This window comes from Colwellia sp. 75C3, assembly GCF_002836255.1.
Lineage (GTDB): Bacteria > Pseudomonadota > Gammaproteobacteria > Enterobacterales > Alteromonadaceae > Colwellia.
This window is the reverse complement of the sequence record NZ_PJAU01000060.1, coordinates 317,828-342,823: the sequence shown is the minus strand read 5'-3', so window position 1 is coordinate 342,823 and position 24,996 is coordinate 317,828. Positions and strand designations below refer to the sequence as shown.

Here is a 24,996-nt window from a genome sequence, read left to right as displayed (position 1 = left end):
AGCAGTGAATTTAATAACTCTCTGTCTCAATTGACTCCCTATATACCATTGTTTTTGTTTATTATTGTTTTTATATCTCAACACTGTTTCATGTTGTAGTTTGCTCATTCTTTTGAATGAGCTTTTTTTTGCTTAAAATTCGAGCTCTCCTTCCTCTAAGTAACTATTTCCACTATAAACTTTGTATCAATCACACAATTTTATATACTAGCCCCACCTAATAATCATTATAAAAATGAAACAGATGAAAAAAACATTCAAGTTTACAGGCCTTGCTATAGTTATTGCCGCTTCTTTAACCGCGTGCAGTCAAGATTCAAGTCAACAGGCATCAGTAGAAAAAGCAACGTCCATCAATGCACAAGCACCATTAACCGCAGCAGATGCACAAAAATTCTTAGATAATGTTGCCAAAGAAATGGTGAAATTGAACCTAGAGGGTTCTCGTGCCGCCTGGATTTACGCCAACTTTATAACTGAAGACACCGCTTCATTAGCCGCTGAAGCCGATCAAAAATCAACTGAGGCTGGTGTTAGATACGCCATGAAAGCCGCGACGTTTGATAAAGTAGACGTTAACGTGACACAAAGACGTCAATTAAACATATTAAAACAAAGCTTGGTTATGCCCGCTCCACAAGATTCAGAGAAATCAGCTGAACTTGCCAACATTGGCGCTAAACTTGGTAGTCTTTACGGTAAAGGTAGCTATACCACCAAAGCCGGTAAAAAATTAAGCTTAGGCGATATGACTGCGACAATGGCCAATTCTCGTGATTACGATGAATTACTAGAAATGTGGTCTGGATGGCGCGAAATTAGCCCTGAAATGAAACCACTTTATACTCGTCAAGCTGAACTTGCTAATGAAGGCGCTAAAGGACTTGGTTATAAAGATTTAGGCGCAATGTGGCGTTCAAATTATGATATGCCTGCCGATGATTTTGCTAAAGAGCTTGATCGTTTATGGGGACAAGTAAAACCTTTATATGATGACTTACATTGTTATGTGAGAACTGAGTTAGGTGAAACTTACGGTACAGATAAAGTGGCGCAAGACAAACCTATCCCAGCACATTTATTAGGTAATATGTGGGCACAGTCATGGGGTAATATCTATGATTTAGTCGCTCCTGAAGATGCCGATCCAGGTTATAGCGTAACTAAGCAATTAGCTGCACATAACTACGATGAAAAACAGATGGTGAGAGGCGCTGAAAAGTTTTTCACTTCATTAGGCTTTGACGCTTTACCTGAAACTTTTTATGAACGTTCATTATTCACTAAACCTGCCGATAGAGACGTAGTTTGTCACGCCAGTGCATGGGATCTTGATGCAAAAGACGATATTCGTATTAAGATGTGCATCCAGAAAACAGGTGAAGAATTTAATGTTATTCACCATGAGTTAGGGCACAACTTCTATCAACGTGCTTATAAAGATCAACCAGTATACTTCCAAAACAGTGCTAATGACGGTTTCCATGAAGCCATTGGCGATACCATTGCTTTATCTGTTACGCCTAAATACTTAAAAGAAATAGGCCTAATTGACACCATTCCTGATGAGTCAAAAGATATTGGCTTATTAATGAAGCAAGCGCTTGATAAAATTGCTTTCATTCCTTTTGGTTTGATGGTTGATCAATGGCGTTGGAAAGTTTACTCAGGTGAAATCACTCCTGAAAACTACAACACTTCATGGTGGGAATTACGTGAGAAGTACCAAGGTGTTGCTGCCCCAATCGATCGCGATGCTACTGCATTTGATCCCGGAGCTAAATACCACGTACCTGGTGGCGTTCCTTATAGCCGCTATTTCTTAGCACACATTCAACAATTTGAATTCCATCGTGCGTTATGTGAAATTTCAGGCAATACTGATCCAATACACCGTTGTTCAATATACAACTCTAAAGAAGCAGGTGCTGCACTTAACACCATGCTAGAAATGGGCTCTAGCCAACCATGGCAACAAGCTTATAAAGTGGTAACAGGTAATGAGCAAATGGACGCTAGTGCAATCTTAGATTACTTTGCACCATTGCACGTTTGGTTGAAGAATAAAAACCAAGGCAAACAATGTGGCTTTTAATGGTTAAAAAACACATAAATTAATATAGGCCATTAACTTCAATTAAGTTAATGACCTATAAACAAAAAGCCCCGTTATCTTCAAGTATTAACCAATGTTAGTACCTGAAGATAACGGGGCTTTTTTAATACTATAATTAAATACTAGAAAATAAGTAACTTAACTCTGTATTATTCACTAGCTCATATGAACTAACATATGGCTTGGTTTCTCTAGGAATGATTTCCATAAGTTACAAAAACGCGCGATAGTGCCGCCATCTATAACTCTATGATCACCAGACCAGCTTACTTGCATAATACTGCGTGCTACAACATCACCTTGCTCATTAAAGCGTGGTAATTTTTGCAACTTGCCCAATGCAACAATAGCCACTTCTGGTTTATTGATAATAGGTGTCGCTACAGTTCCACCAATAGCACCAATATTAGAAATGGTAATAGTGCCACCTTTTAGATCTTCACTGGCAACACGTCCACTACGAGCATCATTTGTTAAACGCATAATGTCGTTCGCTAAATCTAATATTGACTTAGTTTGTACCTGCTTAATATTAGGTACAAGCAAGCCCACTTTAGAATCAACCGCCATACCAATATTATGGTCATTAAAGTAAGTCAGCTCAGTACAATCATCATTTACTTTGGTATTAACCAATGGATATTCTTTAATCGCTAATGACATAGCTTTCATAAAGAAAGGCATCATAGTTAACTTGATATCTTGTTTAGCGTAAACTTCTTTTAATTCGCCACGTAAAGCGATAAGTTCAGTTAAATCTATTTCTTCACAATAAGTAAAGTGCGGAATAGTACTAACACTATTTTGCATCGCGGTTGCCATAATCTTCTTAATACCGCGAATCGGCTCTACACTTGTACTACCAATAACAGCACCACCGGCAACAACAGTAGATACAACACTTGCACCATTTTGGCTATAAGCAACCACATCATCTTTATAGACACGACCTTTTTTACCACTACCGGCAACTTGATGAATATTAATATCAAGTTCACGTGCTACACGTCTAACTGCAGGACTTGCTAATGCTTTACCATTGTCAGTTTTAGTATTGCTAACAACGGCTTCACCGTTGACTGATGATGGAGCAACTGCTGGACTCGTAACTGACTGTGCAACGACTTCTTTATTTGCATGTTCCGCTGTTACGCTATCAGCTTGTCCGCTGACTTCAGCATTAGCCTCTAGTTCAGCTCCGGCTGTATTATCAGCACTGCTATCACCTTCTGGTGTCATAGAAAAAAGTGGTGAATGTACTTTGGCAATATCACCTTGTTTATAATAAAGCTTTTCTACTACGCCTGAATACATTGAAGGGATTTGCACTAACGCTTTATCCGTCATCACATCAGCAATAGGCTGATCTTCAACAATCACTTCACCTTCTTTAACTAACCATTCGACGAGTTCACACTCAACGATACCTTCACCAATATCAGGTAATATAAAATCAATACTCATGTTCTGTTTCCTGCTAATAGAGATTTATACCAATCTCATCAATTTTGTGGTCATTTCTACTGGTTAAAACAACTAATTACTGCGTTATTTATTTAATAATTAGAACAACTAGTTATTAGAATAAATGCCTTGTATTATGTCGTTTTTTCTACGTATAAAGTAAACCACCTAATTAATGAAACTGGTATTATCGTTAAAAGTTAACGGTCTTTTTAATGGCTTCATACACTTTTAGATGATCGCTAACATACTCTTTTTCTAATGCTAATGGGTATGGCGTATCTAAACCACAAACTCGCGCAATGGGCGATTCAAGGTGTAAGAAACATTCGCTTTGAATAGTTGCCGCAATTTCACTGGCAAAACCTGCCGTTAATGGCGCTTCTTGGCTAATAAGCAAACGACCTGTTTTCATGACCGAGTTGGTAATCGTTTCTATATCCCAGGGTAAAATAGTACGTAAATCGACGACTTCGCAAGATATACCCTCGTTACTCGCCATTTGTGCGGCTTTTTCAATGATTTCCATCTGTGCGCCCCAAGCGAGTAAAGTAATATCTGTACCCGTTTGTACCACTTCTGCTTTACCTAATGGTAATTGATAATCTTCTTCTGGCACTTCGCCAACCGATGCACGATACAAACGCTTCGGCTCAAAAAATATCACCGGATTATCGTCACGAATAGAAGCAAGTAATAAACCTTTCGCCTGATATGGATTACGTGGAATAACAACTTTTAAGCCTGGTGTATGAGCAAAATAAGCTTCTGGCGATTGGCTATGATACAAACCACCCGCAATACCGCCACCGTATGGACTACGTATTGTCAGTTTACCGACATTGAATTCATTACCGGTACGGTAACGAAATTTAGCGGCTTCATTGACGATTTGGTCAAAGGCAGGAAAGATGTAATCTGCAAATTGAATTTCAGCAATAGCAACAGTACCTTGAGCAGCTAAACCATTAGCAAAACCAATAATGCCCTGCTCTACTAACGGGCTATTAAAACAACGCGCTTTACCATATTTTTCTTGGAGACCACTGGTCGCGCGAAATACACCACCAAAATGACCAACATCTTCACCAAAACATACCGTGCGCTCATTTTCAGCCATGGCAATATCTAGTGCGCTATTAATAGCGTGTAATAAGTTAACTTGCGCCATGATTAAAATTTCCCTGCTGTGAACGGATATGCTTCTGGATATTTTTTGACGTGAACTTTCACTTCATCTAATTGAGCTTGTAATTGCGCTGAAGGCACATCATAAACGTCGGTTATCATGGTATCTATATGCGGTTTATCTATTTTCTCAGCAACTTTTACTGCTGCTAGTACTTCTTCTCGATACTTTTCGAACAGCGCTGTTTCTTGCTCTTCATCCCACCAGTTTTGTTTAAGCATCCAATTTTTCATACGTAAAATAGGATCATGGCTTTGCCACTTTGCTTCTTCTTCCTTGGTACGATAACCCGATGGATCATCTGAAGTAGAATGTGCGCCAAGACGATAAGACATCGCTTCAATTAACACGGGTTTACTTTCTTTTACCGCATAAGCACGCGCAATTTGAGTTGCTTTAAGTACAGCAAGAATGTCATTACCGTCAATACGAATTGTTTTCATGCCATAACCAACACCGCGAGAAGCAATGCCGTTACCTTTAAACTGTTCATCTGAAGGAGTAGAAATTGCGTAACCATTATTTCGACAGAAAAAGATGACTGGCGCCTCTTGCACTGCTGCCATATTTAAACCCGCATGAAAATCACCTTCTGATGCTGCGCCTTCACCAAAGTAACAAAGGGTAACCGCATCAAGTCCTTGCAGTTTTTGCCCATAAGCATAACCTGCCGCTTGAGGGATTTGCGTAGCAAGCGTAGAAGATACTGTCATACAGTTCAATGCTTTAGAGCCATAATGTATTGGCATTTGACGGCCTTTACCTAAATCTTCAGCATTACTGAAAAGCTGATTCATAAAGTTTTCAAGGCTAAAGCCACGATACATTAATGCACCTTGCTCACGATACTGCATCATAATCATATCTTGCGGCTGTAATGCCGCAGCACCACCAACACTAGTAGCTTCTTCACCTAAAGCCGTCATATAGAAACTCAAACGGCCTTGGCGTTGTGATGCCACCATGCGTTCATCTAATACGCGATGAAAGGCAAGTGTCTGATATATTTTAGTCGCTGACGCTTGATCTATATCTGGTAAATCAGCATTAGGATAAGTAGTACCGTCTTGGTCTAAAATTCTCAGTTCAGGGATTTCAACACTGGTGCCGTCGATAAAAGTAGGCTGATGCACTACTGGTCCATCATTATAAAGTTCTGTGCTCATAATGTTCTCTTCTTGTTCCCCTACACGTAAATATTACGGTCAGAGTCTGCGAAAATGTATAGCTAGGATTAATTGTTTTTTTTAGTATAGCTAATTTATACCTGCCTCTAAGTAAGAAGTAGGTACGACGTAATAACCTATTCAAACTTTACCTTTACGTCAACTGACATTCAATAAAGAAAGACAATGAATTGCCATGCAAGTCAGAAGAAATGAGCAATATTGTTTACAGTGGGTTATGTTCAAGCAAATAGGGGGGATTTTGAAGAGAAGAAGGGTTATCACACGATTTAGCGATAACCCTTAAATAGCAATAACTTACAAGCCAGCAGCTTTAAATGAAGCACTTACAATAGCTTGTGCTTCACTGATAATGATTTGTAGATGGTTATCATCAATAAAACTTTCAGCATAAATTTTATATATATCTTCAGTGCCAGATGGACGAGCAGCAAACCAACCGTTATCGGTCACCACTTTTATGCCACCTATTGCCGCGTTATTACCTGGCGCGTGTGAAAGCACTTGAGTGATGTTATCACCGGCAAGAGTTTGGGCTTTAACATCATCACTTGATAGCGCTGTTAGTACTTGTTTTTGTTCAAATGAAGCAACAGCCTCAACTCGACCATAACAAGGTTCACCTAACGTTTTAGTTAGTTCAAGGTAATACTGATAAGGGTCTTTACCGGTAACAGCAAGAATTTCTGCCGCTAATAACGCTAAGATAAAACCGTCTTTGTCCGTAGTCCAAGTACTGCCATCACGAGAAAGAAAAGACGCACCCGCACTTTCTTCTCCGCCAAAGGCATAACTCGCATCAGCTAAACCATCAACAAACCACTTAAAACCAACAGGAACTTCTGAAAGCGGGCGTGAAAGCTGTTTGGCAACGCGGTCAATTAATGAGCTAGAGACCAAGGTTTTTCCTATCTTACAGCTCGTTGGCCAATCTCTATGAGTCATTAAATAGTGAATGGCTACGGCGAGATAATGGTTAGGATTCATTAAACCACCACTTGGCGTAACAATACCATGTCGGTCAAAATCAGGATCATTACCAACACTTACATCGAAATCATCTTTCATGGCGATTAATCCTGCCATGGCGTATTTTGACGAACAATCCATGCGAATTTTGCCATCTTTATCTAACGGCATAAAAGCAAAACTGCTATCAACGACTTCATTAACGATAGTCATATTCAGCTGATATTTCTTGGCTATAACCGGCCAGTAGGCGATACCTGAACCGCCCAATGGATCTACACCAATAGTGACACCGGCCTTGGCTATTGCTGCCATATCAATTACTTGATCAAGCTGGTCAACATAATGACTAATAAAGTCTTCTTGTTTAAGCAAGGATGATTGTAATGCTTCGGGATAAGCTAGTTGTTTAACATCCACTAAGCCTGCGGTAATTATTTCATTAGCACGCTGCTCAATTTTTTTGGTAATTCCGCCTTCAGCAGGTCCGCCATGAGGTGGGTTATATTTAATACCACCGTCACTGGGTGGATTGTGCGACGGTGTAATTACAATACCATCGGCAAGGTTTTCGGAATTTGATTTGTTATGACTAATGATTAAACGAGATATCACTGGTGTAGGTGTAAAGCCCTTTCCTGATAAGGCGTCACTTTGTATTACCACATTAACGCCGTTCGCAATAAGCACCGAAATAGCATTAGCAAAAGCAGGCTCAGATAACGCATGCGTATCTTTACCTAAGAAAAGAGGACCATTGATAGCATTTTGTTGGCGATATTCAGCAATAGCTTGGCAAATAGCAATAATGTGTTGTTCATTGAAGCTGCGCTTAGTTGCACTACCTCGGTGACCCGAAGTACCAAAGCTGACTTGCTCTGCTGCTAAACTTACATCTGGCGTTTGCAAAAAATAGTCACTAACAAGCTGACCAATATTAATTCTATCTTCAGGACGAACAGGTTTACCGGCAAAAGGGTGGATACTCATATCATCTTCTTAATTATTATCAGTCTTAGTCAACGTTACTTTACTAAAGTAACTCTCGAATCTTTTCAACATCACTGTCGCTGTAACCTAATGATATAGAAGCTTTGGTTAACATCATTTTTTTACGTGTGGTGTTAGAGTTAGTAATAACCCAAAAAGGACTTTCTGGTATTTGGCGAGGTTTGGTACTGCTACCACTTTCTGCTAATTTACTTTCACTATTAGCAAAATATAATCGATCACGACCACTTATTTCAGTCACCACAGAGAACTGCTCTGGGTGCGCACGGTATAATGCAGCGAGAATTAATAAAAATCGACCGACAGCGCCACGCTGCATTGCCAATTCTTCTTTATTAATAAAATTAAAGACTGTTTCATGACTAACAGCTATAACTTTAACAGCTGCGATACTTTCAGACTTTTTAGTTTCAGTAACCTGTGCTTTCTCTGCTGACTTTTCAGTCTCAGGCAGCGTCATTACTTCAGGCACAGCTGAAGGTTCGTTAACGGCAACGGTTTCAAGCTTGGCTTCTACACCGAAATTTAGCAAACGACGTAAAATGGCAGAAGCACTTTCACCAATAAACTGAGTATTGGTGGCAATATAATGATAAAGCTCTTCATCTATTTCGATGTTTTTCATTGTTACCCTTAACTTAAATAATTCGCGAAAGATTATATAGTGAAAATCCAATCTGTTGAACTCATTTATTTGCAAATAGTTGCTAAAAATATGACAATATTACTAATGATAGCCAAATAAAATCCAATAACGTAATGACAAATCAAGCTAAAATACTTAACTATAAACAGATTGGCACTGGCCAGCACCTAGTGCTGATACATGGTCTATTTGGTAGTTTAGAAAACCTTAATATGGTGGCAAAGCCACTATCCCAAGACTATTGTGTAACCAGTGTCGATGTTAGAAATCATGGTGATTCATTCCATGGGAATACAATGGATTACACTGAGTTAGCCCAAGACATTATCAATTTATTAGATTATTTAGAAATTGATACCTGTATATTACTTGGTCATTCAATGGGCGGAAAAATAGCGATACAAGTCGCTTTAGCGCAACCCGAACGTATTACTAAGCTACTGGTAGCTGATATTGCCCCCGTTAGTTACCCTGCACATCATTTAAAAATTATTGAAGGCTTACAAGCTATCGATTTATCGCAAGTTTTCAAACGAAAAGATGCTGATAAACAACTAACGCCATTTGTAGAGAACATCGGTGTTAGACAGTTTTTATTACGTAATTTAGCGTTAGATTCACAAGGTAAGTTTGCTTTTAAATGTAGTATTAACAATATTGCATTATGTTATCCCCAAATAATGAAGGCTAATAAAATCCCCGAGAATAAATCAGCTTACCTAGGGCAGACGTTATTTATCAAGGGGGGTAGTTCAGATTATATTCTGCCTGAATATAAAGAAGCTATCACTGCACTTTTACCTAATAGTAAAGCAAAAATAATTCAAGGCGCTGGACACTGGCTCCATGCTGAAAAGACTATTGCTTTCAATAAAATTGTCGTCGACTTTATCAAATCTTAGCGATATAGCATTGTTTTAGTAAAGAGATTACTAGTCGATTTCTACTATCTTTGATAAAGATCAAAATACTTAACACCAGCAAACGTTATTATTTTTCCCTAAATAGCCGAAATGCTAATGGTCTGGCGTGAAGGATATGCTATAATGCGGCCAATTTTTTGGCCTTAGTGTTATTTGGCCTTAGTGTATAAGAAACAATCAACCACTATGCTAGCAGAACATTTAGAGCTTATTGAGGCAATTGGCCTTAATTTATTTTTCCTTTTTATCTTTGGCTTCATCGGTCTTTCTATTTATGATGTGATGAATAAAAATGACGTGCCACTAATGGGTAAAGTTGTTGTATATTTTGTTCTATTTTTAGGCTGTGCAGGCTTTATTGCTAAAGGTATTATCCAGTTTGTCTGGGAAAGTCAGGGTGTTGGTTAACTCATGGCAAAAGAAATAACTGACTTAACCACTATCGACTTATTTAGCGATGAAAAGCGTCCTGGGCGTCCAAAAACGAACCCTAATTCGCGTAGTGTACAGATAAAAATCAACAAACGTAATCAAGTAAAACGTGATAAAAATAATGGCTTAAAACGCGTAGAGTTTAAAGTGCATCACAGTTTATTTGAACAATTAGAACAGTTAGCTGAAACTCAACAAATGAGTCGAAGCGAATTAATAGAGTCGCTGTTAATAGAATCATTAGCAGCGCACATTAAGTAATATTCTTTTTAAGAAAGCACAATAAGGTAGCATTTCATGGCAATCGTAGGTTTATTCTTCGGCAGTGATACAGGTAACACTGAAGCAATTGGTAAAATGATCCAGAAAAAATTGGGTAAGCAAATGGTTGATGTAAAAGACATTGCCAAAAGCACTAAAGAGGAAATCGCTGAGTTCGATTTACTTATTTTAGGTATTCCTACCTGGTATTACGGTGAAAACCAATGTGATTGGGATGATTTTTTACCTGATTTGGAAGCAATAGACTTTACTGATAAATTAGTCGCTATTTATGGCTTAGGCGATCAAGAAGATTATTCTGAATACTTTTGTGACGCTATGGAGCCATTGCGCGACATCGTTGAGAGTAAAGGTGCAATCGTTGTTGGTAACTGGTCAACCGAAAGTTATGAATTTGAAGCATCAAAAGCGCTTGTTGATGAAAATACGTTTATTGGCTTATGTATTGATGAAGACAGACAAAGTGAGCTAACTGAAGAGCGTGTAGATAAATGGCTTGTGCAATTAAATGACGAAATGTGTTTAGCAGAATTCGCTTAATAACCATATTTTAATAAAGGTTATCATAGAAAGAGTCCATTATTTGGGCTTTTTTTTTATCTTTTTCCACCAAAGCGAACATATTAGTCAAAGAATAAAACTAAAGCTTTTCTCTTCCTCGATAACCCCCTATAATTTTGCTATTAAATTACTTAATCACTTTAGAGACTTAATATGGCTGAACAAAACGAAGAGCTAAAAAGAGCTGGATTAAAAATCACCCTGCCTAGAATAAAGATCCTTTGCATTCTTCAACAGCCAAATAATCAACATATCAGTGCAGAAGATGTTTATAAATTATTGTTAGAACAAAATGAAGAAATTGGCTTAGCAACGGTATACCGAGTATTAAACCAGTTTGATGATGCAGGTATTGTTACCCGTCACCATTTTGAAGGCGGTAAATCAGTATTTGAATTAGCCCATAAGGCTCACCACGACCATTTGGTTTGTCTAAAATGCGGTAAAGTTGTCGAGTTTGAAGACAATGTTATTGAACAAAGACAAAGTGATATTGCTGTAGCTCATAAAATTAAGCTAACCAACCACAGCTTGTATCTTTACGGTGAATGTGAAGATGAAATCGCCTGTGAATCATTTAGAAAAAAGAATCAATAAAGACCTTTGAATTGGCCTCCTTTTAGGCTTTATTCTTTTGGCTTTATCCCTTTTCTTTATAAAAAATAAAAACGCTGTGATAGCAATATCACAGCGTTTTTTAATGCCTTAACTTTAACATCCAAGTTTTAATGTGTAATTAAACTTAAAAGCTTATCTGATATTGCTTATGCTTTTTTCAAGTAAGCTGATACCAAGACTATACGAGTGCCATTAACTTTGCCTTCAATATGCTCAGGATTATCAGTAAGGGTAATACCACGCACCATAGTACCCTGCTTAGCGGTAAAGTTTGCCCCTTTAACTTTTAAATCTTTAATCAAGGTAACATTATCGCCATCTTGTAATTCTGCACCATTACTATCGCGTGTTGGTCCGTCCCTGCGTTCTGCAGCTAAACCTTGCTCTGCCCACGTTTTAACTTCGTCTTCTAAATAAATCATATCTAGCGCATCTTGAGCCCAACTCTCAGCAGAAAGCTTGTGTAACATACGGTACGACATAACTTGAACCGCTGGCTCTTGATTCCACATACTGTCATTTAGACAACGCCAGTGATTCACATCTAACTCACTTTGACCTTCTATTTGCGATAAACAATTCTGACAAAGATAAATAGCCTGCTGGGCACTTAAATCACTTGTTGGTGGTACAGGATAAACTACCAAGGTTTCTGTACTGGTACAAAGTTCACAGCTATTATTACTGCGGTTTTTTAATGCTTGTTCTGTAGGCATAGTTTTTCCAAAGGTGAGCGTTGTTTTAATGGCGTAATTATACGCGCATCATCTTATATTTCTATGAAAAAACACGCTTTAACTGTTAATTCTCTTGGTTTATCGAATAGCTCTAGACAATAGCTATTCTTCAATGATAAAACTCCCTCATAATTAAAAAGCTACCGAGAAACAGGCTAAACAATGATCACCGAAAATATACCTAATGCATCTTTTTTTCAAAAAGTAAAATCGTCTAGTTTAGTGAGCCAAATCATTGTCGCTATTATCCTAGCCAGCTTATTAGCTACCATATCACCTGAATCAGCGAAAACCTTTGGCATGCTGGGCAATCTGTTTGTAAGCGCACTAAAAGCCGTTGCACCTATTCTAGTACTGGTTTTAGTTACCTCTGCCATCGCTAACCAAAAAATCGACAGCAGCGCTGAGTTAAAACCCATCGTTAGCTTATATTTTATAGGTACACTAAGTGCGGCTTTTATTGCCGTATTGTTAAGTTTCGCTTTTCCGACTGAACTTACCTTAGATCTTGCCGGTGCTACTGCTAACCCGCCACAAAAATTAACCGAAGTATTAGCTACCCTCGCCTTTAAAGTTGTTGAGAATCCAGTGACGGCTGTAGCAAGTGGTAACTTTATTGCCGTGCTAGCTTGGGGCTTAGGTTTAGGCTTTTCATTAAAGCATGCGAATGCATCAAGTAAGTTGATGGTACATGATTTAAGCGAAGCTATTTCGAGTGTCGTACGTGTGGTAATACGTTTTGCACCACTAGGTATCTTCGGTTTGGTGGCAAACACAGTAGCCACAACCGGTTTTACCGCTTTAGGTGAATATAGTCATTTGGTTGCAGTACTACTTAGCGCAATGCTAATTATTGCTTTAATAGTTAACCCAATAATTGTTTTTATCATCACAAAGAAAAATCCATATCCTTTAGTATTCACTTGTCTTAGAGAGTCAGGTATTACTGCATTTTTCACCCGTAGCTCCGCTGCAAATATTCCCGTGAATATGGCTTTGTGTAAAAAATTAGATTTACATGAAGACACCTACTCTGTATCCATCCCACTAGGTGCGACTATCAACATGGCGGGTGCGGCAATTACCATTACCGTATTAACCTTAGCTGCAGCTAATAGTTTGGATATTGAAGTAAGCTTTGCAACCGCTATTTTATTATCAGTGGTTGCCTCTATTTCAGCTTGTGGTGCTTCTGGTGTCGCGGGTGGCTCACTATTACTTATTCCATTAGCCTGTAGCTTATTCGGTATTGATAATGATGTTGCTATGCAGGTTGTTGCTATTGGATTTATTATTGGTGTTGTTCAAGATTCCGCTGAAACAGCTTTGAATAGTTCAACTGACGTGGTGTTTTCAGCTGCAGCATCACACCATATAACAAAAGCTTAGAGTTATTGTATAGACCGTGACTTAACCCCTTAAGTCATACTAAAATACTCCTTAAACTCTATAAATAATTAACAAAAAAGGCAGCGAATACAATGTGTATTCGCTGCCTTTTTATTTGAATCTAGCTTTGGTGAAACTCTTTTCTTTAACTTTTATTATCTAAAGCAGTCTACTCACCAGTGCTGCTAATCAGTATCACTGATTAAGTGACTTTGGCTTATATGCAAGCCTAGCCCAGTATCATTTACCATGAAAGATTTACAAATGAAGTGACCTATCGCAGCAACAAGTTCATTATCGTAATACAAAAAAGCAATACGTTTACGTTGCCATGGGGCTACATTCAGCTCTTGCAAAACCTTCTTCAAACTACGGGAGTGCTGCCTAAAATCAGGTAAACACTTCGGATTGTTATGGCCAAACTGCACACTGACTTTCTGCCCTACCGTCGGTAGACACACTAGTGATTTAGCATGCTCTTGAGCTAACTGAGTTGCAAAGGTTAACTTACCTAACTCATCAGGTAACTCCACTACCGTAGCACCTTCGGATAAGTCGATTTCTCTGTGCCAGTCACTAATATCTTTATAGTCAGGTGTTATAAATAGCTGATCTTTAAAACGGCGAAAAACACACTGTCCTACTTTAATTTGAGGGGTTTTATCTTCACTTGCCTGCAGCTGCTGTCTTACTTGCTTAACCTGCTCAGTACTGGGCATAAGGTAATCTTGCTGCGCCAAGAAGAAACGAATGACATTATTAAATCGGGCAGGAGAAAGATCTTTTAAAGCCTGACTATATAAACTTGTCTTAGTCGCTTGGCAGGTAATTAAATCTTCATGTGCAAGTTCATCTAATAGCTCTTGTCCAGCTAAGCAATGGTTAGCGCTGCGATTGATAGTATTGTTAATACTTGGCCAGCGATCGCGTAAAAGTGGCATTATTTGCTGTCTGATAAAGTTACGATCAAAACACGTATCAAGGTTTGACTCATCTTCAACCCAGCTAAGCTGATTATCTTTTGCATAAGCTTCGATTACTTGGCGAGAAACACTCAATAAGGGGCGTACTAACAAATGCTGACCAAGCTGAGTTTGTACTGACATTGCTGATAGCCCTTTTAAACCAGCACCACGCTTAAGTGCTAATAAAAAGGTTTCGCTTTGGTCGTCACTATGATGCCCAGTTAGCACTAAAGACTTGTTACCTTTTAATGTTTTTAAGGCATAGTATCGGGCGTCACGCGCCAATGCTTCGAGTGATTGTTGTGCTTTTACCTGTACATTAACGCACTTAATGATCAGTTCAACTGACAGCTTAGCGCATTCTTTTTTAGAAAATTCTTGCCAGTCTTCGGCATTTTTACTCAAACCATGGTTAACATGGCAAACAGTAATTTTATTACTGATAAGTTGATTTTTCTTTAATTGCGTTAAAGCGTGTAAGAGCACCTGCGAGTCGATACCACCACTGTAGGCAACAATTAACTCAATATTTCCGTGTAATTCGAAAATAGGCTTGAGGGTATTAAGAAGAGTTGAAGTGAGTTTATTCATAAAAAAATCGTCGACAACTGTAAGTTGCCGACGGTATATTTGACACTTGTTTTACGGTACTGGTTAACAGTAACCAAATGACATTAATCTTTCGTAACGCTGTTCGATAAGCTCGTCTTTACTCAAGCCTTCAAGATCAGCAAGATCTTTTTTCAGTGCTTGCTTAAGTTGCGCAGCCATAATATCTACGTCACGATGTGCGCCGCCTAATGGCTCTTCAACTATACTATTAATCAAATCTAACTCTTTGATGCGCTCAGCTGTAATGCCCATTGCTGCTGCTGCTGTTGGCGCTTTCTCGGCAGTTTTCCATAAAATAGAAGCACAACCTTCAGGTGAGATTACTGAATAAGTTGCATATTGCAGCATATTCACTCTATCACCAACACCAATAGCTAACGCGCCACCTGATCCGCCTTCACCAATAACAGTACAAACGATTGGAACAGTTAAACGTGCCATAACTTTTAAGTTACGAGCAATCGCTTCACTTTGTCCACGTTCTTCTGCACCAACACCTGGGTAAGCACCTGGAGTATCGATAAAAGTAATGATTGGCATATTAAAACGTTCAGCCATTTCCATTAAACGTAGTGCTTTTCGGTAACCTTCAGGACGAGGCATACCAAAGTTACGTTTAACTTTTTCGGCTGTTGAACGGCCTTTTTGATGACCAATAATCATAACAGCTTTGCCATCTAGACGAGCTGTTCCGCCAACAATAGCACTATCATCAGCATAAGCACGATCACCCGCTAACTCATCAAATTCAGTAAAAACACGCGGTATATAATCTAATGTATACGGGCGTTGTGGGTGACGAGCCACTCGAGCAGTTTGCCAAGGGTCTAAGTTAGAAAAAATCTTCTTAGTTTGCTCTTTGTTTTTTTCACGTAATTGCAAAATTTGATCTTCAATATCAAGATCAAGCTCCTGGCCGTTATTTACTAATTGTAGCTCTTCTATTTTTGCATCAAGTTCAGCTATAGGCTGCTCGAAATCTAAAAAGTTTAATGACATGTTTATTTTTACCTAATAAATCTAGTTAATTTTTTAAAATCGTTTTCACTAGTTAACCAAAATACCTTGGGTTAAAGACCTTAAGCAATTCTTTCAATAAAGAACCTTACCCAATATCTTAAGCTAACTAGTTGTTATTTAAATTCCATGGCGACACGTTCTTCACCAAGCAATATTTTCAATTCGTACAGTAATACATCGGCTGGCGTAACTCGCCATTGCACGCCCAACTCAAGCATAGCTTGGGCTTCTTCGCGCTGATAAAAAACTCTCACTGGACAGGTCCCTTCTTTAAAAGGTGTTAATACCTGAGAAAACTGTTCGATAAAATCATCTGATATTAAACTATTATCGACTTGAATATCGATAGAGCTAAGATAATTTTCTCGCGCGTCAGTGATTGTCATTATATCCCGAGCGGTCATTGTATTACCACCAGAATAATCATCAAAGCTGACCTGTCCGCTACAAACCAAAATAGCATCATTTACCAGTAACTCAGCAAAGCGATCATAGTCGTCTGGAAAGAGGCGAATATCCATTCGTGCACTCTTATCATCTAGGGTCACTAATGCCCAGCGACGCCCGCGTTTATTGACTAATACGCGTACCCCAATCACTAAACCAACAGCCACAGCTTGTCTATCTCTACCCGTTGGTTGCATAACAACTAAGCGGCTGGAAGAATATTTTTTTATTTCACTTAGATAACGATTAATTGGATGACCGGTTAAATAAAGTCCTAGGGTCTCTTTTTCTCCATCTAACCACTTCTCTTCAGGCCAAGGTCTTACTTCTTTAAACGTTTGTCTGGAATCGGTCTGCTCGTCATTGATTAAGCCAAATAAATCATTTTGCCCTAAGGACTCAGCTTTTGCATGTTGCTCAGCGGCTTTAATTGCTTCAGGTAACGTTGCAAAGAGAACAGCTCGATTAGCACCCTGCTCTTTTGCTGTCCCTTGAACATACTTAGGACCTAGGCTATCCATAGCTCCTGATTTAATTAATTTTTCTAAGACACGCTTATTGGTCTTTTTAAGATCAAGGCGTGCACAAAAATCAAATAAGTCGATAAAAGGGCCATCTGTTTGTCGGGCACTAATAATAGCTTCAATCGGACCTTCACCAACGCCTTTAACAGCGCCGATACCATAAACAATTTGGTTATCTTCATTTACGGTAAATTTATATTGTCCGGCATTCACATCAGGTGGCAATAAATCTATGTCCATATTGCCACATTCATCAACTAAGGTGACAATTTTTTCCGTGTTATCCATATCTGCGGACATTACCGCCGCCATAAATGGCGCAGGAAAATGTGTCTTCATCCATAACGTTTGATAAGACACTAATGCATAAGCAGCAGAATGCGATTTGTTGAAACCATAACCCGCGAATTTTTCAACCAAATCGAATATCTTCATGGCTAGCTCGCCATCAACACCTCGATCTTTCGCGCCTTGTTCAAAACCAGCTCGCTGCTTAGCCATTTCTTCAGGTTTTTTCTTACCCATAGCACGGCGAAGCATATCTGCACCACCGAGCGAATAACCAGCAAGTACCTGGGCAATTTGCATAACTTGTTCTTGATACAAGATAATGCCGTAAGTTGGTTCGAGAACCGGTTGTAAATCTTCATGTTGCCATGTGGCATCAGGATAACTAACTTCTTCACGGCCATGCTTACGTTCAATAAAGTTATCAACCATGCCTGATTGCAGTGGCCCTGGTCTAAATAAAGCTACCAGTGCGATAATATCTTCAAAGCAATCGGGTTTTAATTTATCAATTAAAGATTTCATACCACTAGATTCAAGCTGAAACACTGCAGTGGTTTTCGAGGCAAGTAATAGCTTAAAGCTTGCTTTATCTTCAAGATCAATCTTAGTGATATCAATTGGCTCTTTGCCGGCTTTAAGCAATTTAACATCGGCCATTTCTATGGCCCATTGTAAAATAGTTAATGTTCTTAGTCCGAGGAAATCGAACTTAACTAAGCCTGCATCTTCAACATCATTTTTATCAAACTGGGTAACCGGATTTTTACCTTCATCATCACAATAAAGTGGTGCGAAATCAGTAATAGTGGTGGGAGATATAACAACACCACCCGCATGTTTACCCGCATTACGCGTTGTGCCTTCAAGAATACGGCACATATCAATGAGATCTTTTACTTCAGTATCTTGTGCGTATATCTCAGGTAACTTTGGCTCTTCTTCAAACGCTTTCGCTAAGGTCATACCTGGCGTTGGCGGGATCAGTTTTGAAATTCTGTCAACAAAACCATAAGGATGGCCAAGAACACGACCAACATCACGGATAACAGCTTTTGCCGCCATAGTACCAAAAGTAATGATTTGCGAAACTGCATCACGGCCATATAACTCAGCCACGTGATCGATTACTTCATCACGTCTGTCCATACAGAAATCGATATCGAAATCTGGCATAGAGACACGTTCAGGATTTAAGAAGCGCTCAAAAAGTAAATCATATTCAAGTGGATCAAGATCGGTAATATCAAGCGCATAAGCAACAAGAGATCCGGCACCAGACCCTCGGCCTGGACCCACGGGAATGTTGTTATCTTTACTCCACTGGATAAACTCCATAACAATCAAGAAATAACCGGGAAACCCCATGTTATTTACTACTTCTAACTCAATTTTTAAGCGTTCATCATACGGCGCTCTTATTTGGGCAAAGTCATCCGCTTGGCGGTCGAATAATTGATCAAGACGTTTTTCTAAACCTTTTTCAGAAACCTTAATGAAAAAATCATTTATCTCCAAACCTTCCGTCGGAAAATCTGGTAATACGTATTCACCTAGCGTAACGGTGACATTACAGCGTTTAGCGATTTCGACACTATTGGCTAGGGCTTCAGGGATGTCACTAAATAGCTCGCACATCTCCTCTTCACTACGTAAATATTGCTCAGGACTATAGCGCTTAGGACGACGTTTATCGTCTAAGGTAAAACCGTCATGAATAGCAACACGGATCTCATGGGCATCGAAGTTATCCGGTTCAAGAAACATCACTTCATTGGTGGCAACTACTGGCAAATTTTCTTGTTCGGCTAGTGCTACGGCAAGGTGGATATAGTTTTCTTCATCGTCACGACCCGTTCTGACTAATTCAAGAAAGAAACACCTGTCAAAATGTTGTTGATAAAAACTGACCATTTCGGCAACAAGTTCTGTATTACCTTTTAATAAGGCTTTTCCTATGTCACCTTCACGACCACCCGAAAGTATAATCAAACCTTCTTTATACTCAATCAACCAAGATTTATCGATAACGGCTTTGTTTTGCACATGTCCGCGCATATAGGCTTTTGAGATCAGTTCCGTTATATTTTTATAACCAGCATTATTCGTGGTAAGTACAACTATACGTGACAGTTCATCCTCTAACTCATCACTTTTAACCCAAAAATCACAGCCAATAATAGGTTTGATACCTGCGCCATGGGCAGCATGATAATATTTCACAAGACCGCACAAGTTAGTTTGATCTGTTAAGGCAAGTGCAGGCATATTGAGCTCTACAGCTCGAGCAATTATTGGCTTAACTTTCTTTAAGCCATCACACATTGAATAATCACTGTGTACCCGTAAATGGACAAATTTAGGCGGCACAAAAATGCTAGGTTCTTCTATGAGTATTTCTTCGCTGGGGGTTTCAGTCATGCTAATACTCATATTTCAGTGTTGCGCTTAATCGTAACCATGCTTTTAATCATATTCTTAATCATGGTAAGTACCTAATACTCTCGCGACAGGTTTAAAACTTTGTCTATAGCAATCAAGGACACCAAGTTCAATTATTTTCTCTAAATGCAGTTTGGTTGGGTAACCTTTATGCTTAGCAAAACCATATTCAGGGTGAAGTTTATCTAGGGCGATCATTTCATTATCACGGGCTACTTTAGCAATAATAGAAGCAGCACTTATTTCAGCAACTCGCGCATCACCTTTAACCACTGCTTGGCTAGCTATTTTATTATTTTGTTGCTCGGTAGCACTGACATTAGCTAAAAATGTAGGACAACGATTACCATCAACTAGTACAAAATCGGGTTCAACGTTCAGACCGGCAACAGCGCGCTGCATTGCCAGCATAGTAGCGTGTAAAATATTTAAGGTATCAATTTCTTGCGGGTTGGCGCGCCCTAATGACCAAGAAATTGCCTTTTCCTTTATTTCAATGGATAGTAAGTTACGCTTCTTTTCGGACAGTTTTTTTGAATCCATCAATCCTTCGATAGGATTATCGGGATCTAAAATTACCGCAGCTGTAACGACATCGCCAACCAAAGGGCCACGACCTACTTCATCAACTCCCGCAATACAATATGCTACAGGGTATTCAAAATCAGGAAAAGTTTGTTTGTTCGCCATATTATTTACTCGTCATAATTTGCTAGAAATAGGTTTTTCTATTTTATTTCTTATTTACTTACTAAAGAGTTACTCGATAAAACATCAAGTACGGCTTTAGCTGCTTGTTTACTCGCGTCGCACTTTAGTTGCTGATGGATTTTAGTATAACTTTCATTCAAATCACTTTGGTCCTGATATAAACGTTCTTTAATCAAGGGAACAATATTCTTAGCGCAAACATCTTTTTGCAAGAGTTCAGGGACTAAAGTTTTATCTGCTAATAAATTAGGTAAAGAGAACCACTTCAATTTAACTAACCAGCGAGCTAATAAAAAGGTAACCGGGCTAAACTTATAACAGATAACCATTGGTCGCTTAATCAAAGCAGCTTCTAAGGTTACAGTACCCGAAGCAGTTAATAGACAATCACTAGCGGCCATTACTTCTTGAGTTTGATTAAGCACAACCTCTACCGCTAAATCTGGAGCAAATTCAGCTTTAAGGGCATTAAACTGCTCGACGCGCTGTTCACTGATCATAGGCGCGACAAAAAGTAGTTCACTATCTTGGGCTTGTAACTGCTTCGCACTCTCGAAGAAGTCTTCTAGTAAACGTGATAACTCACCACCTCGACTACCCGGCATAAGCGCCAATATTTTTTTATCTTGCGCTAAACCAAGCTGATTCCTTGCTAAACACTTATCACTTTGCATCGGAATGTCATCCGCAAGTGGATGACCAACAAAAGTACAAGGAACATCGTGCTTATCATAAAAAGCTTTTTCAAAGGGCAATAATGCTAAAACCATATCTGTTGCTTTAGCAATCTTGAAAATTCGTTTCTCACGCCAAGCCCAAACTGACGGGCTAACATAATGCACTGTTTTAATGCCTTGCCCTTTAAGTTTTAATTCAAGACCGATATTAAAATCAGGCGCATCGATACCAATAAACACATCGGGTTTATTGGCAGTAAAAAAATTAGTTAGCGTTTTACGGACATGTAATAAACGGCGGATACGACCAAGAACTTCTACCAAGCCCATGACAGATAATTCATCCATAGCAAAAAGGCTTTCAAAACCTAACGCTTCCATCTTAGGACCGCCGATGCCTATAAATTTTGCATCGGGGTGTGCTAAACGTAATGAAGTAATCAGGCCTGCGCCGAGGGTATCACCGGAATGTTCACCCACAACAATCGCAAAGACAGGGAGTGGTTGATGGTTTGAATTCTGAGCAGTCATAGGCGTTAAAGGTACTTAAAGTTAGTAGTGCCTAGCCTAATGGTATCCATATAAACGGTACTAGTCATAACGGCACTGGTATTAAAGGTACTAGTCTTAAAGGCACTAGTTTAACGTATTAGGTTTAACGAATGATGCCGCGATTAGATTCTTTGATTGAATCACAAAATGCTTGTAATTCTGGGGATTGGGCCGGCATTTCACTGATAGCAAGCAATGCTTCATCAACGGAAAGTCCCTGACGGTATACTACTTTATAAGCGCGTTTTATGCTCAAAATAGTTTCTTTATCAAAACCACGACGTTTTAAGCCTTCACTATTTAAGCCAAAAGGTTTTGCCGGTTGGCCAGAAGCCATTACATAGGCTGGAACATCTTTAAGTATTAAGGCATTACCAGCAATAAAACTGTGCGCGCCAATATGACAAAATTGATGAACACCTACCATGCCACCAATAATGGCATGGTCACCGACATGCACATGACCAGCGATAGAAGCATTATTGGCAAATATACAATGACTACCAACGATACAATCGTGGGCAACATGGGTATACGCCATAAATAAATTATTACTGCCAATTTGGGTAAGACTATTATCTTGAATCGTGCCACGGTGAATAGTACAAGATTCACGGAAAGTATTATTGTCACCAATAATTAATTCTGTCGGTTCACCTGCATACTTGAGATCCTGACAGTCTTCACCAATACTGGCGAATTGAAAGATACGATTACCTTTACCAATACGGGTCGGCCCATTAATAACGACATGGGATTTAATTTCACAGTTATCACCAATAACAACATTACTAGCGATATAAGTCCATGGACCTATGGAAACATTTTCGCCAATAACGGCACCTGGTTCAATAATAGCTTGGGGATGAATCATAAGGTAGATCCTCTACTGGGTAAGTGAGCCTTTATGCTAAAGGATAGCTAATATAAGGAGATTATAAAGCGCGACGAGCACACATCAGATCAGCGCTACAAACAACTTTTCCATCAACTCTAGCTTCACCATAGAATTTCCACATACCACGACGTTCTTTAATAAACTCAACGTGTAAATGCATGGTATCGCCTGGTAATACCGGCTTTTTAAATTTAGCTTTATCAATTGAGGCAAATAGATACATTTCGTTATCTTCACGCCCTTCTGTGCTTTTAAAGCCAAGAATTCCAGTCGCTTGTGCTAATGCTTCTAAAATCAATACACCAGGAAAAATGGCTAACTCAGGAAAGTGACCAGTAAAAACAGGTTCGTTAATGGTTACATTTTTAATTGCATGTAACGTTTTACCTGGTTCATGATCAAGTACTTTATCTACTAATAACATCGGGTATCTGTGGGGTATCAACGTTTTGATTTCGTTAAGATCGATTGGTTTTTTTACAGTGTCCAAATGGGTATTCCTTGTTAGCTAGCACGGTTAGTTAATAAATTAACTAACCGCTACTATATTTGCGTCAGCTGTGTCTTAAGTGACAAAAAGACTTTGCAGTATTTTACGCATTGGCGGGGTTAATAGCTAGCTATTCGGAAGTAATTTTTCTAACTCTTTCACCCGCTTAGTCAGACTATCCAGTCGTCTAACTCGCGCATTAGTTTTATTCCATTCTTTATTTGGTGCAGCTGGCATACCAGATGAATAAACACCTGCTTCGGTAATATCTTTGGTCACCATAGCCATACCGGTAAAAATGCAGTTATCGGCAATATTGATATGGCCATTAACGCCAACCAAGCCCGCGATAGTACAGTTTTTTCCCATGACAGTACTACCTGCGATAACACTACAGGCTGCCATGGCTGTGTTTTCACCAACAATAACATTATGAGCAATTTGAATTTGGTTATCCAAAATTGCGCCATCTCGTATCTCGGTATTATCCAAAGCACCTCGGTCGATGGTAGTACTGGCACCTATTTCAACATGGTTACCAATAATGACACTACCTAATTGCGGGATTTTATGCCACTTATACGGTCCTTTGACTGGCGCATAACCGAAGCCATCTGAACCAATAACAGTGTTCGCTTGAATTAAACAGTGATGACCAATTTCTACTTTGTGGTAAATAGTTATATTTGCCCAAAGAGTGGTAGCCTCACCAATTTTAACACCGTGGCCAATAAAACAGCCTGCACCAATACTGACGTTGTCAGCTAATTGCACACCTGATTCAATAACAGCATTAGCGCCAACACTGACATTTTCTCCGATAGTAACATCATCGGCAATCACGGCACTTTGATGAATTCCACACGCAACCTTTGGTGTGCTATCTAATAAATTAGCTAATATGGCATAACCCATATAAGGGTTGTCCATAACAAGTGCACTCACAGGGCAAGCTTCCACTGAGTCTTGAGACACGATAACGGCACTCGCCTTAGTAGAGCCAAGTTGTTGCTGATATTTACTATTGGCTAGAAAAGCTATTTGACCAGCAGCGGCATTAGCTAACGTTGCTAAGCCGCTTATTGAAGTAAAGCCTTCTGTTGACTCATCCAGCTCTGCTGGCACTATCAATTTAGCATTTAACTTGATAGCTATTTCAGCTAACGTGTAAGTCATATTAGTGCCTCTTACTGTGATGAGTACATATATCTATGTTGATGATATTGATGAGTAATAAGCTTATTTAAGCTTGCTTACATGCTCTACCACAATATCAGTAATGCTAGCAGCTGGCTTTGAATAAACAACAGCTTGTTGAGAAAGCACAAAGTCATAGTCTTGTTTAACAGCAATGTTATCTACTGCTTGACGAACTAAGGCAATAATCTTATTGGTTTCTTCATTTTGACGTTGAGTGGCTTTCTGTTGTAATGCCTTACCTTTTACTTGGTATTCTTGGAATAAAGACTTAACTTTAACGTCTAATTCTTCTTTTTCTTTCGTGCTCATTAACGCACCATCACGCTTGATTTTTTCTTGGTAGTATTTAATGTCTTTTTCTAGTTGTGTGATGATAGTTTTTTCATCTTTAAACTCAGCTTCTAAACTTTGCATTAGCGCAGCTGTTTGCGGTATTTTACCCATAATTTCTTGAAAGTTTACTACTGCAATTTTTTGATCCGCAGCCATAACTGAACTTGCTAATAACATACCCGATGCAGCGACGCCCATAACCATAGTTTTAATAACTTTATTCAATGTTGTTCCCCTTTATTTATTATTTGATTCTTTCAATATTTACAGACAGATAATTCTGTAAGTTAATATTGAAAGTTTGATTCATTTA

General features: G+C 39.0%; 22 protein-coding genes. 7 read left to right on the top strand and 15 right to left on the bottom strand.

All coding sequences use genetic code 11. The annotated features are described in order from the left end of the window. Nucleotides 1–244: 244 nt before the first annotated feature. The gene (locus CXF85_RS20925; RefSeq protein ID WP_101230582.1) at nt 245–2,095 is read left to right on the top strand and encodes a M2 family metallopeptidase; all 1,851 of its coding nucleotides are present in this window, start codon (nt 245–247) and stop codon (nt 2,093–2,095) included. A 177-nt stretch (nt 2,096–2,272) separates the two neighbouring features. Here CXF85_RS20925 and CXF85_RS20920 read toward each other — a convergent pair whose 3' ends face one another. The 5 genes from CXF85_RS20920 to seqA form a co-directional block, all read right to left on the bottom strand. Beyond that, nucleotides 2,273–3,580, bottom strand: coding sequence for a dihydrolipoyllysine-residue acetyltransferase (locus CXF85_RS20920; RefSeq protein WP_101230581.1), 1,308 nt, complete (start codon nt 3,578–3,580; stop codon nt 2,273–2,275). Between the two features lie 193 nt (nt 3,581–3,773). Continuing rightward, the gene (locus CXF85_RS20915) at nt 3,774–4,751 is read right to left on the bottom strand and encodes an alpha-ketoacid dehydrogenase subunit beta (protein ID WP_101230580.1); all 978 of its coding nucleotides are present in this window, start codon (nt 4,749–4,751) and stop codon (nt 3,774–3,776) included. Between the two features lie 2 nt (nt 4,752–4,753). After that, complete coding sequence (locus CXF85_RS20910; RefSeq protein ID WP_101230579.1) at nt 4,754–5,935, bottom strand: thiamine pyrophosphate-dependent dehydrogenase E1 component subunit alpha; 1,182 nt, start codon at nt 5,933–5,935, stop codon at nt 4,754–4,756. A gap of 318 nt (nt 5,936–6,253) precedes the next feature. Continuing rightward, nucleotides 6,254–7,915, bottom strand: coding sequence for a phosphoglucomutase (alpha-D-glucose-1,6-bisphosphate-dependent) (pgm, locus tag CXF85_RS20905; protein ID WP_101230578.1), 1,662 nt, complete (start codon nt 7,913–7,915; stop codon nt 6,254–6,256). A gap of 43 nt (nt 7,916–7,958) precedes the next feature. Beyond that, nucleotides 7,959–8,561, bottom strand: a complete 603-nt coding sequence (seqA, locus tag CXF85_RS20900) for a replication initiation negative regulator SeqA (RefSeq protein ID WP_101230577.1) — start codon at nt 8,559–8,561, stop codon at nt 7,959–7,961. Nucleotides 8,562–8,695: 134 nt separating this feature from the next. On the opposite strand from seqA, the gene CXF85_RS20895 reads away from it, so the two are divergent. The 5 genes from CXF85_RS20895 (at nt 8,696) to fur (ending at nt 11,377) form a co-directional block, all read left to right on the top strand. Next, the gene (locus CXF85_RS20895; protein ID WP_101230576.1) at nt 8,696–9,484 is read left to right on the top strand and encodes an alpha/beta fold hydrolase; all 789 of its coding nucleotides are present in this window, start codon (nt 8,696–8,698) and stop codon (nt 9,482–9,484) included. Nucleotides 9,485–9,691: 207 nt separating this feature from the next. Beyond that, a complete protein-coding gene (locus CXF85_RS20890) occupies nt 9,692–9,913 on the top strand; it encodes a DUF2788 domain-containing protein (RefSeq protein WP_101230575.1) in 222 nt (73 codons plus the stop codon). A gap of 3 nt (nt 9,914–9,916) precedes the next feature. Next, complete coding sequence (gene ybfE, locus CXF85_RS20885; protein ID WP_101230574.1) at nt 9,917–10,198, top strand: LexA regulated protein; 282 nt, start codon at nt 9,917–9,919, stop codon at nt 10,196–10,198. A 36-nt stretch (nt 10,199–10,234) separates the two neighbouring features. After that, entirely contained in the window at nt 10,235–10,759 is a 525-nt protein-coding gene (gene fldA, locus CXF85_RS20880) for a flavodoxin FldA (protein ID WP_101230573.1), read from the top strand. 174 nt (nt 10,760–10,933) lie between these two features. After that, nucleotides 10,934–11,377: a ferric iron uptake transcriptional regulator gene (gene fur, locus CXF85_RS20875; RefSeq protein ID WP_101230572.1), complete on the top strand. Its 444-nt coding sequence runs from the start codon at nt 10,934–10,936 to the stop codon at nt 11,375–11,377. 167 nt (nt 11,378–11,544) lie between these two features. Here fur and CXF85_RS20870 read toward each other — a convergent pair whose 3' ends face one another. Further along, nucleotides 11,545–12,114, bottom strand: a complete 570-nt coding sequence (locus tag CXF85_RS20870) for a PhnA domain-containing protein (protein WP_101230571.1) — start codon at nt 12,112–12,114, stop codon at nt 11,545–11,547. A gap of 183 nt (nt 12,115–12,297) precedes the next feature. On the opposite strand from CXF85_RS20870, the gene sstT reads away from it, so the two are divergent. Then, the gene (gene sstT / locus CXF85_RS20865; RefSeq protein WP_198555721.1) at nt 12,298–13,524 is read left to right on the top strand and encodes a serine/threonine transporter SstT; all 1,227 of its coding nucleotides are present in this window, start codon (nt 12,298–12,300) and stop codon (nt 13,522–13,524) included. 185 nt (nt 13,525–13,709) lie between these two features. Here sstT and tilS read toward each other — a convergent pair whose 3' ends face one another. From tilS to CXF85_RS20820, 9 genes are all read right to left on the bottom strand, one after another. Continuing rightward, complete coding sequence (gene tilS / locus CXF85_RS20860; RefSeq protein ID WP_101230570.1) at nt 13,710–15,080, bottom strand: tRNA lysidine(34) synthetase TilS; 1,371 nt, start codon at nt 15,078–15,080, stop codon at nt 13,710–13,712. Between the two features lie 63 nt (nt 15,081–15,143). Next, complete coding sequence (accA, locus tag CXF85_RS20855) at nt 15,144–16,100, bottom strand: acetyl-CoA carboxylase carboxyl transferase subunit alpha (protein WP_101230569.1); 957 nt, start codon at nt 16,098–16,100, stop codon at nt 15,144–15,146. Between the two features lie 134 nt (nt 16,101–16,234). Next, nucleotides 16,235–19,801, bottom strand: coding sequence for a DNA polymerase III subunit alpha (gene dnaE, locus CXF85_RS20850; RefSeq protein ID WP_101230617.1), 3,567 nt, complete (start codon nt 19,799–19,801; stop codon nt 16,235–16,237). 57 nt (nt 19,802–19,858) lie between these two features. Then, nucleotides 19,859–20,512 (bottom strand): ribonuclease HII, encoded by a 654-nt coding sequence (gene rnhB, locus CXF85_RS20845; RefSeq protein ID WP_101230568.1) that lies wholly within the window; start codon nt 20,510–20,512, stop codon nt 19,859–19,861. Between the two features lie 50 nt (nt 20,513–20,562). Continuing rightward, the gene (gene lpxB / locus CXF85_RS20840) at nt 20,563–21,741 is read right to left on the bottom strand and encodes a lipid-A-disaccharide synthase (protein WP_101230567.1); all 1,179 of its coding nucleotides are present in this window, start codon (nt 21,739–21,741) and stop codon (nt 20,563–20,565) included. A gap of 124 nt (nt 21,742–21,865) precedes the next feature. After that, nucleotides 21,866–22,636, bottom strand: coding sequence for an acyl-ACP--UDP-N-acetylglucosamine O-acyltransferase (gene lpxA, locus CXF85_RS20835; RefSeq protein WP_101230566.1), 771 nt, complete (start codon nt 22,634–22,636; stop codon nt 21,866–21,868). Between the two features lie 61 nt (nt 22,637–22,697). Further along, entirely contained in the window at nt 22,698–23,150 is a 453-nt protein-coding gene (gene fabZ, locus CXF85_RS20830) for a 3-hydroxyacyl-ACP dehydratase FabZ (RefSeq protein ID WP_101230565.1), read from the bottom strand. Between the two features lie 126 nt (nt 23,151–23,276). Beyond that, entirely contained in the window at nt 23,277–24,326 is a 1,050-nt protein-coding gene (gene lpxD, locus CXF85_RS20825; RefSeq protein WP_101230564.1) for a UDP-3-O-(3-hydroxymyristoyl)glucosamine N-acyltransferase, read from the bottom strand. A 63-nt stretch (nt 24,327–24,389) separates the two neighbouring features. Next, nucleotides 24,390–24,908, bottom strand: coding sequence for an OmpH family outer membrane protein (locus CXF85_RS20820; protein ID WP_101230563.1), 519 nt, complete (start codon nt 24,906–24,908; stop codon nt 24,390–24,392). Between the last annotated feature and the right edge of the window lie 88 nt (nt 24,909–24,996).

Excerpts from the sequence above, each read along its gene's own strand:
- CXF85_RS20925 (WP_101230582.1), top strand. The coding sequence starts at position 245 with ATGAAAAAAACATTCAAGTTTACAGGCCTTGCTATAGTTATTGCCGCT.
- CXF85_RS20920 (WP_101230581.1), bottom strand. The coding sequence starts at position 3,580 with ATGAGTATTGATTTTATATTACCTGATATTGGTGAAGGTATCGTTGAG.
- CXF85_RS20915 (WP_101230580.1), bottom strand. The coding sequence starts at position 4,751 with ATGGCGCAAGTTAACTTATTACACGCTATTAATAGCGCACTAGATATT.
- CXF85_RS20910 (WP_101230579.1), bottom strand. The coding sequence starts at position 5,935 with ATGAGCACAGAACTTTATAATGATGGACCAGTAGTGCATCAGCCTACT.
- pgm (WP_101230578.1), bottom strand. The coding sequence starts at position 7,915 with ATGAGTATCCACCCTTTTGCCGGTAAACCTGTTCGTCCTGAAGATAGA.
- seqA (WP_101230577.1), bottom strand. The coding sequence starts at position 8,561 with ATGAAAAACATCGAAATAGATGAAGAGCTTTATCATTATATTGCCACC.
- CXF85_RS20895 (WP_101230576.1), top strand. The coding sequence starts at position 8,696 with ATGACAAATCAAGCTAAAATACTTAACTATAAACAGATTGGCACTGGC.
- CXF85_RS20890 (WP_101230575.1), top strand. The coding sequence starts at position 9,692 with ATGCTAGCAGAACATTTAGAGCTTATTGAGGCAATTGGCCTTAATTTA.
- ybfE (WP_101230574.1), top strand. The coding sequence starts at position 9,917 with ATGGCAAAAGAAATAACTGACTTAACCACTATCGACTTATTTAGCGAT.
- fldA (WP_101230573.1), top strand. The coding sequence starts at position 10,235 with ATGGCAATCGTAGGTTTATTCTTCGGCAGTGATACAGGTAACACTGAA.
- fur (WP_101230572.1), top strand. The coding sequence starts at position 10,934 with ATGGCTGAACAAAACGAAGAGCTAAAAAGAGCTGGATTAAAAATCACC.
- CXF85_RS20870 (WP_101230571.1), bottom strand. The coding sequence starts at position 12,114 with ATGCCTACAGAACAAGCATTAAAAAACCGCAGTAATAATAGCTGTGAA.
- sstT (WP_198555721.1), top strand. The coding sequence starts at position 12,298 with ATGATCACCGAAAATATACCTAATGCATCTTTTTTTCAAAAAGTAAAA.
- tilS (WP_101230570.1), bottom strand. The coding sequence starts at position 15,080 with ATGAATAAACTCACTTCAACTCTTCTTAATACCCTCAAGCCTATTTTC.
- accA (WP_101230569.1), bottom strand. The coding sequence starts at position 16,100 with ATGTCATTAAACTTTTTAGATTTCGAGCAGCCTATAGCTGAACTTGAT.
- dnaE (WP_101230617.1), bottom strand. The coding sequence starts at position 19,801 with ATGACTGAAACCCCCAGCGAAGAAATACTCATAGAAGAACCTAGCATT.
- rnhB (WP_101230568.1), bottom strand. The coding sequence starts at position 20,512 with ATGGCGAACAAACAAACTTTTCCTGATTTTGAATACCCTGTAGCATAT.
- lpxB (WP_101230567.1), bottom strand. The coding sequence starts at position 21,741 with ATGACTGCTCAGAATTCAAACCATCAACCACTCCCTGTCTTTGCGATT.
- lpxA (WP_101230566.1), bottom strand. The coding sequence starts at position 22,636 with ATGATTCATCCCCAAGCTATTATTGAACCAGGTGCCGTTATTGGCGAA.
- lpxD (WP_101230564.1), bottom strand. The coding sequence starts at position 24,326 with ATGACTTACACGTTAGCTGAAATAGCTATCAAGTTAAATGCTAAATTG.